At 37.9% G+C, this 13,817-nt stretch carries 13 protein-coding genes and 1 pseudogene; 6 read left to right on the forward strand and 8 right to left on the reverse strand.

Annotated features, from left to right (window positions below):
- Positions 1-16: 16 nt before the first annotated feature.
- The gene (locus VZD24_RS04675; protein WP_342686723.1) at positions 17-2,164 is read left to right on the forward strand and encodes a prolyl oligopeptidase family serine peptidase; all 2,148 of its coding nucleotides are present in this window, start codon (positions 17-19) and stop codon (positions 2,162-2,164) included.
- Between the two features lie 51 nt (positions 2,165-2,215).
- Here VZD24_RS04675 and VZD24_RS04680 read toward each other — a convergent pair whose 3' ends face one another.
- The 5 genes from VZD24_RS04680 to VZD24_RS04700 all read right to left on the reverse strand — a co-directional run bounded on the left by VZD24_RS04680 (position 2,216) and on the right by VZD24_RS04700 (position 6,628).
- Positions 2,216-3,220 (reverse strand): NAD(P)H-dependent glycerol-3-phosphate dehydrogenase, encoded by a 1,005-nt coding sequence (locus VZD24_RS04680; RefSeq protein WP_279449493.1) that lies wholly within the window; start codon positions 3,218-3,220, stop codon positions 2,216-2,218.
- Between the two features lie 298 nt (positions 3,221-3,518).
- The gene (nadD, locus tag VZD24_RS04685; protein ID WP_279449491.1) at positions 3,519-4,103 is read right to left on the reverse strand and encodes a nicotinate (nicotinamide) nucleotide adenylyltransferase; all 585 of its coding nucleotides are present in this window, start codon (positions 4,101-4,103) and stop codon (positions 3,519-3,521) included.
- A 54-nt stretch (positions 4,104-4,157) separates the two neighbouring features.
- Positions 4,158-4,733, reverse strand: coding sequence for a guanylate kinase (gene gmk / locus VZD24_RS04690; protein ID WP_342686722.1), 576 nt, complete (start codon positions 4,731-4,733; stop codon positions 4,158-4,160).
- Complete coding sequence (locus VZD24_RS04695; protein ID WP_279449488.1) at positions 4,734-5,591, reverse strand: YicC/YloC family endoribonuclease; 858 nt, start codon at positions 5,589-5,591, stop codon at positions 4,734-4,736. It lies immediately after the preceding gene.
- 80 nt (positions 5,592-5,671) lie between these two features.
- A complete protein-coding gene (locus tag VZD24_RS04700; RefSeq protein WP_279449486.1) occupies positions 5,672-6,628 on the reverse strand; it encodes a YheT family hydrolase in 957 nt (318 codons plus the stop codon).
- An 83-nt stretch (positions 6,629-6,711) separates the two neighbouring features.
- Between VZD24_RS04700 and VZD24_RS04705 the strand changes: the two genes are divergently transcribed.
- Entirely contained in the window at positions 6,712-7,200 is a 489-nt protein-coding gene (locus VZD24_RS04705; RefSeq protein ID WP_279449485.1) for an acyl-CoA thioesterase, read from the forward strand.
- Positions 7,201-7,237: 37 nt separating this feature from the next.
- On the opposite strand, the gene VZD24_RS04710 is transcribed toward VZD24_RS04705, so the two are convergent.
- A complete protein-coding gene (locus tag VZD24_RS04710; protein ID WP_279449483.1) occupies positions 7,238-7,600 on the reverse strand; it encodes an arsenate reductase family protein in 363 nt (120 codons plus the stop codon).
- Between the two features lie 10 nt (positions 7,601-7,610).
- The gene (locus tag VZD24_RS04715; RefSeq protein ID WP_342686721.1) at positions 7,611-8,369 is read right to left on the reverse strand and encodes a DUF3298 and DUF4163 domain-containing protein; all 759 of its coding nucleotides are present in this window, start codon (positions 8,367-8,369) and stop codon (positions 7,611-7,613) included.
- Positions 8,370-8,526: 157 nt separating this feature from the next.
- On the opposite strand from VZD24_RS04715, the gene VZD24_RS04720 reads away from it, so the two are divergent.
- On the forward strand, positions 8,527-9,669 hold the full coding sequence (locus VZD24_RS04720; protein WP_279449480.1) for a cystathionine gamma-synthase: 1,143 nt from the start codon (positions 8,527-8,529) through the stop codon (positions 9,667-9,669).
- 1 nt (position 9,670) lies between these two features.
- Here VZD24_RS04720 and VZD24_RS04725 read toward each other — a convergent pair whose 3' ends face one another.
- Positions 9,671-10,471 carry a THC0290_0291 family protein gene (locus VZD24_RS04725; RefSeq protein WP_279449479.1) on the reverse strand — a complete coding sequence of 267 codons (801 nt, stop codon included), beginning with the start codon at positions 10,469-10,471 and terminating at the stop codon, positions 9,671-9,673.
- Between the two features lie 254 nt (positions 10,472-10,725).
- Between VZD24_RS04725 and gdhA the strand changes: the two genes are divergently transcribed.
- The 3 genes and pseudogenes from gdhA to VZD24_RS04740 form a co-directional block, all read left to right on the forward strand.
- Entirely contained in the window at positions 10,726-12,069 is a 1,344-nt protein-coding gene (gdhA, locus tag VZD24_RS04730; RefSeq protein WP_342686720.1) for an NADP-specific glutamate dehydrogenase, read from the forward strand.
- 267 nt (positions 12,070-12,336) lie between these two features.
- Positions 12,337-13,470 (forward strand): zinc-dependent metalloprotease, encoded by a 1,134-nt coding sequence (locus tag VZD24_RS04735; RefSeq protein ID WP_342686719.1) that lies wholly within the window; start codon positions 12,337-12,339, stop codon positions 13,468-13,470.
- Between the two features lie 10 nt (positions 13,471-13,480).
- Positions 13,481-13,817: pseudogene (locus VZD24_RS04740) on the forward strand (hypothetical protein); the annotation flags it as partial.

Raw genomic sequence — 13,817 nt, forward strand, 5'->3', positions numbered from 1 at the left:
AAAAAAAATAATTTTTATGAAGTACACAATCGTTACCGTAATCTTGGTGCTCGCTATTTTTTCTGGTGAAGCCCAAACTAAAAAAGAAATGTTTTCTGTGAAATATCCAAAGACAAAGAAGGAAAAAACCGTAGATACATATTTTGGCGAAACAGTAAAAGATCCATACCGGTGGTTAGAAGATGATCGGAGTAAAGAAACGGCCGCGTGGGTAAAAGCCCAAAATGAAGTAACTTTTGATTATTTAGAAAATATACCTTTCCGAGATGACTTAAAAAGGCGACTTTCACATCTTTGGAATTATGAAAAAGTTGGACCTCCGTTTAAAGAAGGTAACTACACGTATTTTTATAAAAACGATGGGTTGCAAAATCAATACGTAATCTATCGCTACAAAACGGGAAAAGATCCCAGTACGGCCGAAGTTTTCTTAGACCCGAATACTTTTAAGGAAGACGGAACAATCTCATTGGGAGAAACCAGTTTTTCTAAAGATGGCAGCAAGTTGGCTTATAGTATTTCTGAAGGTGGAAGCGACTGGAGAAAAGTGCTTGTAATGAATACCGAAACTAGAAAATTAGTTGGCGATACTTTAAAAGATATTAAATTTAGCGGCCTCTCCTGGAAGGGCGAAGACGGTTTTTATTACTCCAGTTACGACAAGCCTAAAGGCAGTGAACTTTCGGCAAAAACCGATCAACACAAAGTGTACTATCATAAAATGGGTACACCGCAAAGCGAAGACAAAATAATTTTTGGTGCTACTCCTGAACAAAAACACCGCTATATTAACGCAAGCGTAACCGAAGATAACAATTACTTACTTATTAGAGCCAGTACATCTACTTCGGGAAATAAACTTTTTATAAAAGATCTTTCCAAGCCTAATTCTGAATTTGTTACTATAATAAACAATACAGATACAGATACCTATATTCTTGAAAATGTAGGCTCCAAACTCTACATTGTTACCAATATGAATGCGCCAAACAAAAAGATTGTTACGGTAGATGCAAAAAATCCAACTCCCGAAAATTGGAAGGACTTTCTTCCAGAAACCGAAAATGTGCTTTCTCCGAGCACTGGGGGAGGCAATATTTTTGCTAATTATATGGTAGACGCAGTATCAAAAGTTTTGCAGTATGATTACGATGGAAACTTAATTCGAGAAGTAAAACTTCCCGGTGTAGGTTCTGCTGGCGGATTTGGAACTAAAAAGAAAGAAAAAGAGTTGTATTATTCTTTTACCAATTATGTAACACCCGGTAGCATTTATAAATATGATATTGCCAGTGGTAATTCTGAATTATTCATTAAACCAGATATAGATTTTAATCCAGAAAATTTTGAAAGCCAACAAGTTTTCTATACATCAAAAGATGGAACAAAGGTGCCTATGATTATCACCCATAAAAAAGGCCTAGAATTGGATGGAAAAAATCCAACCATTCTTTATGGTTACGGTGGGTTTAATATTAGCTTAACACCAAGTTTTAGTATCGCCAATGCAGTTTGGATGGAACAGGGCGGAATTTACGCAGTGCCAAACCTTCGTGGGGGTGGCGAGTACGGAAAAAAATGGCACGACGCAGGTACGCAAATGAAAAAACAAAATGTGTTTGATGATTTTATTGCTGCAGCCGAATATTTAATCGAAAACAACTATACTTCTAGCAACTATCTCGCAATTCGCGGTGGCTCTAATGGAGGGTTATTAGTGGGCGCTACTATGACGCAAAGACCAAATTTAATGAAAGTAGCCTTGCCAGCGGTTGGGGTGTTAGATATGCTTCGCTATCATACTTTTACTGCTGGCGCTGGATGGGCCTATGACTATGGAACTGCCGAAGACAGCAAAGAAATGTTTCAATATTTAAAGGGTTATTCACCGGTACATAATGTAAAGAAAGGCGTTCAATATCCCGCAACCTTAATTACTACCGGCGATCATGACGATAGAGTGGTACCAGCACACAGTTTTAAATTTGCCGCAGAGCTTCAAGCAAAACAAGCTGGAAGCAATCCGGTTTTAATACGTATTGAAACCGATGCCGGCCACGGCGCCGGTACGCCAGTAAGCAAAACTATTGAGCAATATGCAGATATTTTCGGCTTTACTCTTTTTAATATGGGATTTGAAAAATTACCAACACAACTAAAATAAAATATAGAAAAACGGCTGTCTTAAAAGTGTAATTTAGGACAGCCGTTTTTTTTAGTTTAGCTTTTCGGTTAGTTTTTTAAATGTTTTCTTGGGATCCTTATTTTCGTATAGAATACCGTAGACTGTATTTATTATTGGTGTTTTTGCCTTTTTCTTTCCTTTTTGTTGGTTTAGGTTGTAAGCGCTTTTAGTGGCGTAAAAACCCTCGGCAATCATGCTCATTTCCAATTGCGCACTTTTTACAGTATAGCCTTTTCCAATCATGGTTCCGAAGAGCCTATTTCTACTAAAAATAGAATAGCCAGTTACTAACAAATCGCCTAAATAGGCCGAATCATTAATATCGCGTTTCATTTTATGTACCTTTTTTACGTACTTTTTCATTTCGCGAATGGCGTTGCTCATCAATACACTTTGAAAGTTATCTCCATAGCCCAAACCGTGGGCTATTCCTGCGGCTACTGCGTAAATGTTTTTAAGCATTGCGGCATATTCAATTCCCAGCACATCGTCGCTCGTGGTGCACTTAATATATTCGCTGCTTAACACGTTTGCAATCATTTTGGCCTTTTCATCATCGGCGCTGGCAATTGTAAGATAGGAAAGTCTTTCTAAAGCTACTTCTTCTGCGTGACAGGGCCCAGAAATAACCCCTATATTGTTGAACGGCACTTTATAATGCGTGTTAAAATGATCGCCAACTATCAAGCTTGTTTCGGGGACAATTCCTTTAATGGCTGAAAAAACTATTTTGTCTTCTAAAGAAACGGTTAGTTTTTCTAATTCTTTGTGAAGAAAGGCCGAAGGTACCACAAAAATAAGGACGTCTGCCCAGTTAACAGTTTGGTTAATGTTGTTACTAAGATTTAATTGTTTTAAATTAAACTCTACCGAACTTAAATAATTTGGATTGTGACCGTGTTTTTTTAGATGCTCCAAAGCGTAATTATTACGCATATACCAACCTACTTCGTCTAAATTTTCACAAAGCATTTTTACAATAGCTGTCGCCCAACTTCCTCCACCAAAAACCGCGTATTTTAATTTTTCTGACATGAATGTAATTTAAAATTTATTCTACACATACTCTTTCCATTTATTAAAAGTTTAATGCCTAGATTATAAATCTTCGGTTATCTACTAACGATACAAGTATATTTCAAAAGTACACAATTCCTACTTAAACATTTAACAGTAGCTTAAGATTAGCCGTACAATGTTTAAGTAATAGGGGGCGTTATTGGCATTGATTATTGAGATGGTTTATCCATCAATACGAGAGTAGTTTCAATGATTTTGGTTGGTTATTTAGTTGAGGCCGCTCCCCAAATAATATTTTGGAGGGGCGGTTTTTTTATTTATAAAAATTCATCTCGTCCAAATACTTCCAAACTTCAGCCGAAAGCATGGGTTGAATGTTTTTTCCAGATTGTATGCCGTTACGGATAAAGGTTGAGGAAAGCTCAATAATTGGGGCATCTATTTTTATGATTTTTTCGTGATTTTCAAACTGTGTTTTTACAGTTCCTTCAGAAATTCTGGGGTAAATATATATTGAATAGCGTTCTAAAATAATTTCGTAATTTTTCCATTTGTGAAGGCTTTTCAGATTGTCTTCACCCATAATCAAACAAAAGTTACTATCAGGAAATTTTTCTTCCAAATATGCCAAGGTATTTACTGTGTAATTAGGCTGCGGCAAATCAAATTCTACATTGCTTGCTTTCAATTTTGGATAATTTTCAACTGCAATCCGAACCATTGCCAAGCGGTGATGGTCCTCTAAAAGGTTTTTCTTTTTTTTATGCGGATTGTGCGGCGTAACCACGAACCAAACCTCATCCAAATCACTAAACTCCACCAGATGGTTGGCAATAATTAAATGCCCAATGTGTATTGGGTTAAAGGTGCCAAAATAGAGTCCTATTTTTTTTGCCATTTGTAATTTTTTCAGTGGTGTTCCACTGTTGTTGAGGCGCAATGCGTTGCGTCTCTATCGTGCCTTTATAAAATTTTTCACCAAATCGTGCGCTTCGTTTAAAGCGGTTTCCAAATCGTGATTTTTTATAATATGATCAAATTGTGGTGCTGTAGCCAATTCTACCGATGCTTTTGCTATGCGCATGTTAATGCGTTCGTCGCTTTCGGTTTTACGTTTTTTCAGTCTGATTTTAAGCTCATCAATACTTGGAGGTTTTACAAAAACAGCCAAGGTTTTTTCAGGGTATTTCTTTTTAATCCGAAGTCCGCCAACCACATCAATATCGAAAATAACATTTTTTCCGTTGCTCCAAATACGTTCTACTTCACTTTTTAATGTACCGTAAAAGTTATCGCGATATACTTCTTCCCACTCTAAAAAATCATCATTTTTTATGTGTTGTTTAAAATCTTTAAGTGATATAAAATAGTAGTTTTCGCCATGCTTTTCATCTCCCCGTGGGTCGCGACTGGTACAGGAGACCGAAAATTCTAAATTGAGATCTTTTTGTTTTAGTAAGTGTTGTACGATGGTGGTTTTTCCGCTGCCGGAAGGTGCCGAAAAAACAAACAATTTTCCTCCTTTCATTTATAAAACGTTTAAGGCTTGTTCCTTTATTTTTTCCAGCTCGTCCTTCATTTGTACAACTATTTGCTGCATCGGGGCATAATTTGCCTTGCTGCCAATGGTGTTGATTTCACGCCCTATTTCTTGCGTAATAAAGCCCAGTTTTTTGCCGTTGCTATCTTTAGATTTTAACGATTCTTCAAAATACTCCAAATGGTTTTTAAGCCGAACCTTTTCTTCCGTTATATCGTATTTTTCGAGGTAATAGATTAGCTCTTGCTCAAACCGATTTTCATCTACTTTTTCTTTAATATCTGCAACTGCTTTTCGGAGTCTCTCTTTAACAGCATCTACGCGTTCGGGGTCAATAGCTATAACGTCATCCAATAATTTTGAAATGGTTTTTGAACGATCCAAAAAGTCGTTTTCGAGCACCGAACCTTCATCATTCCTATATTTGTTAATAGCTTCCAGCGCTTGCTCAATTCCTTTTAAAATAGCTTTGTATTCCTTTTCATCAATCTCCTCGCGCTCGGTTTTTAATGCATCGGGCATACGTACCGCCATTTTTAAAAGTTCCACAGGATCGCCATTTACCACGTTTGCTAACTGTTTTATATATTGTTTTACAACACTTTCGTTAAGTTGTGTGGTAACTTCTTCGCCTGTAACTTCAATATAAAGTGAAAAATCTATCTTTCCGCGTTGTAACGATTTTGCAAGCACATCGCGAATTTCTAGTTCTTTTTCGCGATAGGCCGAAGGCACGCGCGTGTTGAGGTCCAGACCTTTGCTGTTTAGCGATTTAATTTCAATGGTAATGGTTTTGGAAGGCAACTGAACAACTTCTTTGCCGTAGCCCGTCATGGATTGGATCATATTCCTAATTTATTGAAGCGCAAAGGTAATAAAATTAGGTGGTAGGTTGTGATTTTGAATGCAGTGTGTTTTATATTGAATTACTCATTTAAAAATTGCACGGTGCGTGCTTCACTGAAATACAATTTATTGGTTTGGTAAAAACCTACGTGCCCCCCGTATTTTGAAATTTCTAAATGCAGGTTTTTCATCGTGGCAGCTAACTTAACCGGATAGCAATTAGGGGAAAGAAAGCTATCGTTTTCGGCGTTTAAAATGTAAACCGGAATTTTAATATTGGGAAGAAATTGCAAACTGCTGTTTTTTTCGTAATAATCAAAAGCATCTTTAAAACCGTGGGCTGGAGCGGTGTAAATATGATCGAATTGTAAAAGTGAAGTGATTTTTTTATATTCCGAAATCGTCATTTTTTGAGGAAAATCCTTCATTTTTGCTTTGTACTTTTTTCGAAGATTTATTAAAAATGAACTTCTATAAATATAATTTGAAAAGGCATTTAAGGCTTCCAAAGAGCCTTTTAAATTTAGTGGAGTAGAAATGGCCACCGCTTTTTTTATTTGATTTGGAAATGTTTCGCGCTCTCCCAAATATTTTAAAAGCAAATTTCCACCAAGGCTAAAACCCACTAATGCTATTTCGGAATATTTGTTTTTCTCTAAAATTAAATCGATAACTGCTTCCAGATCGTCTGTTTTTCCTGCATTGTATGATTGATACGAAAGGTTAGTCTCGCCGCTGCAACCTCTAAAATTAACGGCGGCAGTGTCCCAACCATTTTGGTTTAAAATTTTTGCTTGAGCTTTTATATAAACCCGCTGTGCATTTCCTTCCAGTCCGTGTAGTAAGATTGCTACTTTTGGTGAGAATGTGGAGGTAAAGGACCAGTCTATGTCTAAAAAATCGTCGTCTGGCAATAGTAAGCGTTCGCGTTGCTGATGCAAGCTTGGCGAAGGTCTAAGTTTTGCAGAATATACAGTAGAAAAATGGCCGTTTTTAAATGGAAAGGGTGGGTTGTATTTGCTTTTAATGAGTGGCATTTTACGGATAACTTTAACAGAAACTAAACATATTTACTATGCTTGCATAACAAAAGTAGCTTAAATTTGTAAAAAATTAGTTTATGTATACAAAACAATTTGAAATACGCTGGAGCGATATAGATGCAAACCGCCATTTGCGCAACAGTGCCTATATAGATTATATGAGCCACACCCGAATGTCATTTTTACTGGAATGTGGTATGAATCAAAAAGGTCTGGCTTCGCATAATTTAGGGCCGGTGGCATTTTATGAACATATGTATTATTTCCGTGAATTTTTTCCGGGGAAACCAGTGTTCGTTTCACTACAGTTAAAAGGATTATCGGATGATGGTATGTACTTTGAATTTCTTCATAACTTCTACGACGAAAATGGCAAAAATTGCGCCCGTTGCGAAATGATGGGCGGTTGGATTGATTTAATGGACAGAAAACTTGTGGGGCTGCCAAAAGTGTTTTTCGATCAATTTAGTGCTTTGGAAAAAACAGACGATTTTCGAATTTTAACTAAAGAGAATACCCGTAAATACAGCGAACGCCCGCGAGATATTGCTCCCATAGTTCAATAACCTAATTGGTTTGCGGTGCGGCGAACTTGGCACCAAATTATTTAGATTTAGGATGAATGGATTTTTTGGCGGCGGCAACCGTTTTGGCGCTGCTGCCAATAAAAATTTCGTCATTATTTACAATTACCGGACGTTTTAAAAAGGTATAGTGTTCTAAAATAAGTTGTTTGTAGTCTTCTTCAAGTAAGTTTTCATCTTTTAATTTCCGTTCTTGAAAAAGTTTGGCTCTTCGGCTAAAAAGATTTTCAAAGCTATCTGTAAGATTAAAAAGCTCGTCTAATTCTTCTTCTGTAATACCTTGCGTTTTTATGTCCTGCTTTATAAATGATGAAGGAATTTCTACTTCGTTCATTACGCGTTTGCAGGTATCGCAGGTGGATAAATAATATACTTTTTGCATGATGTTGAATTTAATCTGTACTTAAAAAAGGCTCGGCATCCTTTATAGCTATTTTTAGTTCTATCGGACCATCGGCGTAGCTTGCTATATCGTATTGATTGTAAATAAAAATAAGGCTATCGCGTGTAAAACCAACACTTTCGGGGAGATAAAATGTTTCATTTTCAAACCAAAACTTGGTGTCGTTAATTCCTTGATCTGCTGAAATTTCCTGTTGCTGTCTAAACTTTTTTTCAGCAAATGCAGTAAATTCATTTTTATTAGTAAAGAGTGCTTCTGTGCTAAGTTCGTCGCCTGTTTGCGGATTAATGTTCAAAAAGGTGGTGGTGCCGTATCCGTGCGCACCGCCCGTGTACATATATTGGCGCATTTCAAAGCACAAATGGTCTGCGCTCGTGTATATTTCGTTTACTGAAATTTCGGCAAAATATTCGCCCGCCATATCTGGAAATGCGTTTTTATCTGCAATATATGCTTCAATAAAACCAGTTGCGGCTTCTTCTATAGTCTTTGCTGTTGGTTCGGTATCCTCTCCTAAGATCAGGGAGTTTAAAATAAAGTTCTTTATCTTTCTATTTATTTTTTCTGAAACCTCTGTATCGCCAAATACTTCTACATAATTAATAGTTACTTCGGGGCACTTGGTGTTTTCGCAAATTGTAAGCTCTTTTTCAGTAAAACTTTCCGAAGAAATTTCAATATTTTTTTCTTCGTTGCAACCCATGGCAACAAGCGCAATAAAAATAGCGACCGCAATTTTGTAATACATATGTAAATGAAATAGATGGTTAGCTTTCACAAATGAAACTCTTACATTTGAATTTCAAAAGTAATAACTTTAAAATCAGCTATTGTGAAAGTTATATTAAATGATAAAATATAGTTTGCCAATACTGATTATCACTTATAAATTACTGTTTTAAAAAATGAAATTCAACACAAAAATTATACACGGCGGGCAGCAAAATATAGATCCGGCATACGGTGCGGTCATGCCGCCAATTTACCAAACCTCAACATATTCGCAAACTACTCCAGGGGGTCACAAAGGATTTGAATACTCGCGAAGCAACAATCCAACACGGGCAGCCTTGGAACGCGCTTTTGCCAGTATTGAAAATGGGGCATTTGGTCTCGCTTTTGGTAGTGGGCTCGCCGCAATAGATGCTGTAATAAAACTTCTAAAACCCGGTGATGAGGTTATTTCTACCAACGATCTTTACGGTGGAACGTATAGATTGTTTACAAAGATTTTTGAAGGTTTTGGCATTAAATTTCATTTCGTGGGAATGGAAAATGCCGCAAAAATTGAGCAATACATAAACGATAAAACAAAACTGATTTGGGTAGAAACACCAACAAACCCAATGATGAATATTATAGATATAAAAAAGGCTGCTTTAATTGCAAAAAACCACAACGTGCTACTGGCGGTCGATAATACTTTTGCCACACCCTACTTACAACAACCTTTAGATTTGGGTGCCGATATTGTGATGCACAGTGCTACAAAATATCTCGGCGGGCATAGCGATGTGGTAATGGGCGCACTTGTAGTAAAGGACAGTGAACTCGCAAACAGGCTTTATTTTATACAAAATGCGAGCGGGGCAATTTGCGGGCCGCAAGATAGTTTTTTGGTTTTACGCGGGTTAAAAACGCTTCACCTACGTATGCAACGCCATTGCGAGAATGGCAAAGCCGTAGCCGAATATTTAAATAAGCACCCAAAGATTGAAAAGGTTTATTGGCCCGGTTTTGAAAGTCATCCAAATCATAAAATAGCAAAGGACCAGATGAAAGGTTTTGGCGGGATGATTTCATTTGTAACAAAGGGAAATAACTACAACGGAGCTATTAAAATAGTGGAGAAATTAAAGATATTTACTTTGGCAGAAAGTCTTGGCGGAGTGGAAAGCCTTGCCGGACATCCTGCTAGTATGACGCACGCCAGTATCCCTAAAAAGGAACGTGAGAAAATTGGGGTAGTAGATGCGTTAATCCGTCTTTCGGTGGGTGTTGAAGATGTAGAAGATTTAATTGCCGATTTAAAACAGGCAATCGGGTAGCCTAATTTATATAGTAAATATAGCCAAGATTTAACCAATAAATCCACTCGTTGGCTTTGTTTTCGGGCACTGGAGTGGTACCGTTATTTGCGAGCGTTGGGTTTAGACCATCTACCCAATCTGAAAAGTAAAAATGCCAGCGGCTGTCCAACATTAAATCGCTTAGTGGCGATAACTTATAGCGTATACCCACACTTCCAACTACTGCCCAAGTAGTGGCCGGATCTTGCTGAAAACCGTTAAAATATTTATCTGGCGTAGTGGCTGGGCTATTTAATTGGCCTAACGTAGAAGAAACCTCAGGATCAAAACTTACCCAATGTGCTCCCAAACTTATAAAAGGTGCAATTTTATATTGGCCCGCGGCAAAATCGCGAATGCTAAGCGGAAAATATTCAAGTTGGGAACCTACTTCAAAAACTGTTGCCTTGCCACCCATAGCTCTAAGCTGATCTGCAACTAAAGAGGTACGGTCTGGCGCAACCCATTTGCCGTAATGATTTAAATTTGTTTGGTGGTAATCTATTTCCGTGCGTATTTTAAAGTGGTCGTTAAAATAAACCGCTCTTGTATAACAGTTACAATCTGCGCTATATGAAAAATTAATATAATGTATTAAGCCTATGCCAAAACCAACGTTTCCGGCATTTGTTTCAAAATTATAGCGCTCTCCAAAATCTGAATAAAAAACTACAGGGCCGGTAATAAGACCCACCTCATGCGAAAACCCAGCTTGACTAAAACTACTTTGCTTGCCTACAAGTAAGAAGAAAAATACCAATAAAAAGAATTTGGTATTCATTGAGTGATTTATTTAGATTGAAAAAGAACAAATATATAAAAACATATTCACCATTGAAGTTTTAAAAAGCGATTTGGCTATTTTGTAAAAAATTGAGTTCCAGTTTTTATCATAACACTTATATTTGTGCAATCCTTGTACAGCTGTACATTCCAAATTGTTTTTAAAAATTGTTTTTTGAAAGCTAATTCGCTAAAAGATTAAACTATCGCTCGGCAAGGATTTTCGCTAAAAATAAAACAAAATTGTAACCAATGAAGCAAAGCATTATTGATTTCATTTCTGAAGTCGAAAAAAACAATCCTCATGAGCCTGAATTCCTACAGGCGGTAACAGAAGTTGCCGAAACAGTAATCCCTTTTATTGAAGAAAACGAAAAATACGCTAACAAAATGTTGTTAGAGCGCATGGTTGAACCAGAGCGCACAATTGTTTTTCGCGTACCCTGGACAGACGATAATAATAAAATTCACGTAAATAAAGGGTTTCGTGTAGAGTTTAATTCGGCCATTGGCCCGTATAAGGGTGGGCTCCGATTTCATCCTTCTGTAAACCTGAGTATTCTTAAATTTTTGGGGTTCGAACAAACCTTTAAAAACAGTCTTACTACCCTTCCGCTCGGCGGCGGAAAAGGAGGTTCAAACTTTGACCCAAAGGGAAAAAGCAACACCGAAATTATGCGTTTCTGCCAAAGTTTTATGACCGAACTATGTAGGCATATAGGACCAGATACCGATGTACCTGCTGGAGATATTGGTGTTGGTAGTCGCGAAATTGGCTATATGTACGGCCAGTACAAACGCATTCGCAATGAGTTTACGGGAGTGCTTACAGGAAAAGGACTTTCGTACGGAGGCTCGCTTATTCGCCCAGAAGCTACGGGTTACGGCAATGTGTATTTCGCAAAAGATATGCTGGAAACTCGAGGCGAAAGCTTTAACGGAAAAACAGTTGTTATATCTGGCGCCGGAAATGTGGCACAATACGCTGCCGAAAAAGTAATTCAGTTTGGAGGGAAAGTGGTAACATTTTCAGATTCTGGCGGATATATTTACGATTCTGAAGGAATAGACGAAGAAAAGCTAGCCTTTGTAATGGATTTAAAAAATGAAAAGCGAGGTCGTATTTCAGAATATACCGAAAAATATAGCGGAGCAGAATATATAGCGGGAAAACGCCCATGGGAAGTGAAATGTGATATCGCACTGCCTTGCGCAACCCAAAACGAATTGAACGGCGAAGAAGCCAAAATGCTCCTCGATAACGGTTGTTTCTGTATAAGCGAAGGCGCTAATATGCCGTGTACCCCAGAGGCGGTTGAAGCATTCCAAAAGGCGAAGATTCTGTTTTCACCTGGTAAAGCTTCAAATGCAGGAGGTGTTGCAACTTCAGGTTTGGAAATGTCGCAAAACTCATTGCGTTTAAGCTGGACAGCAGAGAAGGTTGACGAAAAACTGCACGGTATTATGAATGACATTCACGCCGCTTGCGTTCAATACGGAAAAGATGGCGATGGATATGTAGATTATGTAAAAGGGGCAAACGTAGCAGGTTTCGTAAAAGTAGCTGACGCAATGCTTGCGCAAGGAGTGGTGTAATAACTTCAAATTCAAAATTAAAGTAGAAGCCTTTCCCAATGAAATAATTCGGAAAGGCTTTTAATTTTAGCCTATCTGTTTATGAAAGCAGAAACCCTAAAATTATCTGGCAATTAATAGATTAGACAGTATATTTTTTGGTTTGTTTTTTGACAAAACAAACTTTTAACCTATCTTTAAGAAGTGTAATTTTTAAAACTGACCAAATCATGAAAAAATTTACTTTTTACTTTTTACTTTTTACTTCTAGCTTCTTTGATCTTTGTGATGAGCAATAAGGCCCACGCACAGATCCATTGCGAAATTGACACCATAGCCGCTGCCAACACCGAAGTATTAATGGCGCCCTACAGAAGCCAAAATTATTCAAATTACTCTTTTTGTGTTCGGATATATGTACATGTAATACGAAAGTCCAACCATTCGGGCGGGCAATCTCCTGCCGATGTAAGTTTAGCACTGAGTTATTTGGACACTGCTTTTAACCCGCATAACATATATTTTGTTTGGGATCACCAGATTGATTATATTGATGATGATTCAGAATTTTATAGCCCAGGCGCCAGCGTATTCGATATTAATAATCATACCGATGGTGTAGATATTTATATGTATGATGATTCTGTTGGATTTTTAGGTTGGGACGGTTATGGTACATCACAACGAGATAAAACTGCATTTTTGGTTTCGGGATTTATGGAAGACCCGGTAACCCTTCAAACCTATCCATTGGTAAAATCGCACATCCTTTCCCACGAAATGGGCCACATTCTTACTCTGTGGCATACCCATCACGGAACGGGCGAGAATACCGATGATGATGAGTTTGAATGTCCCGAATTTGTGGATGGATCCAACTCAGCGACCTGTGGTGATTATATATCGGATACCCCTGCCGATCCAGATATGGATTATTATGTTGATTTTGCCACCTGCCAATGGTTGGACAGCGGATTTGATGGTAATGGGGATCCCAATGACCCCAATGATCCTGGTGACCCTTATGATCCTGATGAATATAATATTATGGGGCACTCGGTTATCCCGTGTATTTCTTATCTAACACCAAAACAGGGCAGCAGAATGCGGGTGGCCTTAACAAATCTTCCCGTATTAAATGCCGTTTCAAATTACACTATTTCCGGGTATCCATGTGCAACTGCAGGCCTCACCTATTATCCAAACGCTATGGATGGGGAACTTAACCTCGACCTTAGGGAAAAACCAGCCAATACATATCAATATCAAATATTCAACGCGTTTGGGGTAATGGTACTATCGGGTGAAAGCCAAAATGTGTTAAAGACCATTGAAACCTCAGGTCTTGACGACGGTATATACTTCCTTCATTTTTACGACAATGGGCAGTTGACCACCAAACAATTGATTGTAGACCATTAAGAACATTGATATGAAAAAGATATTGATTCTTGCTGCTTTTGTACATACCATTTTCTGTACTGGACAGTACACCGCTATACCCGATGCTAACTTTGAAAACTATCTTGAGCAGAATGGCATGGGCGATGGTGTACCAAATAACAGCTTGGTACTTACGGCAAATATTGAGAACGTAACGGAATTGATAGTATTCTCGAAAGGCATTCAGGATCTTACGGGCATTGAAGATTTTGCCGCAGTGGAGCTTATAAATTGTGCCAATAACAACCTTCCAATACTAGATGTCTCACAGAATATGAATTTATGGGGGCTAAATTGCGCATCCAGCAATATTACAGAACTACTCC

The organism is Aequorivita flava (genome assembly GCF_038742595.1).
Taxonomy (GTDB): Bacteria; Bacteroidota; Bacteroidia; order Flavobacteriales; family Flavobacteriaceae; genus Aequorivita; species Aequorivita marisscotiae.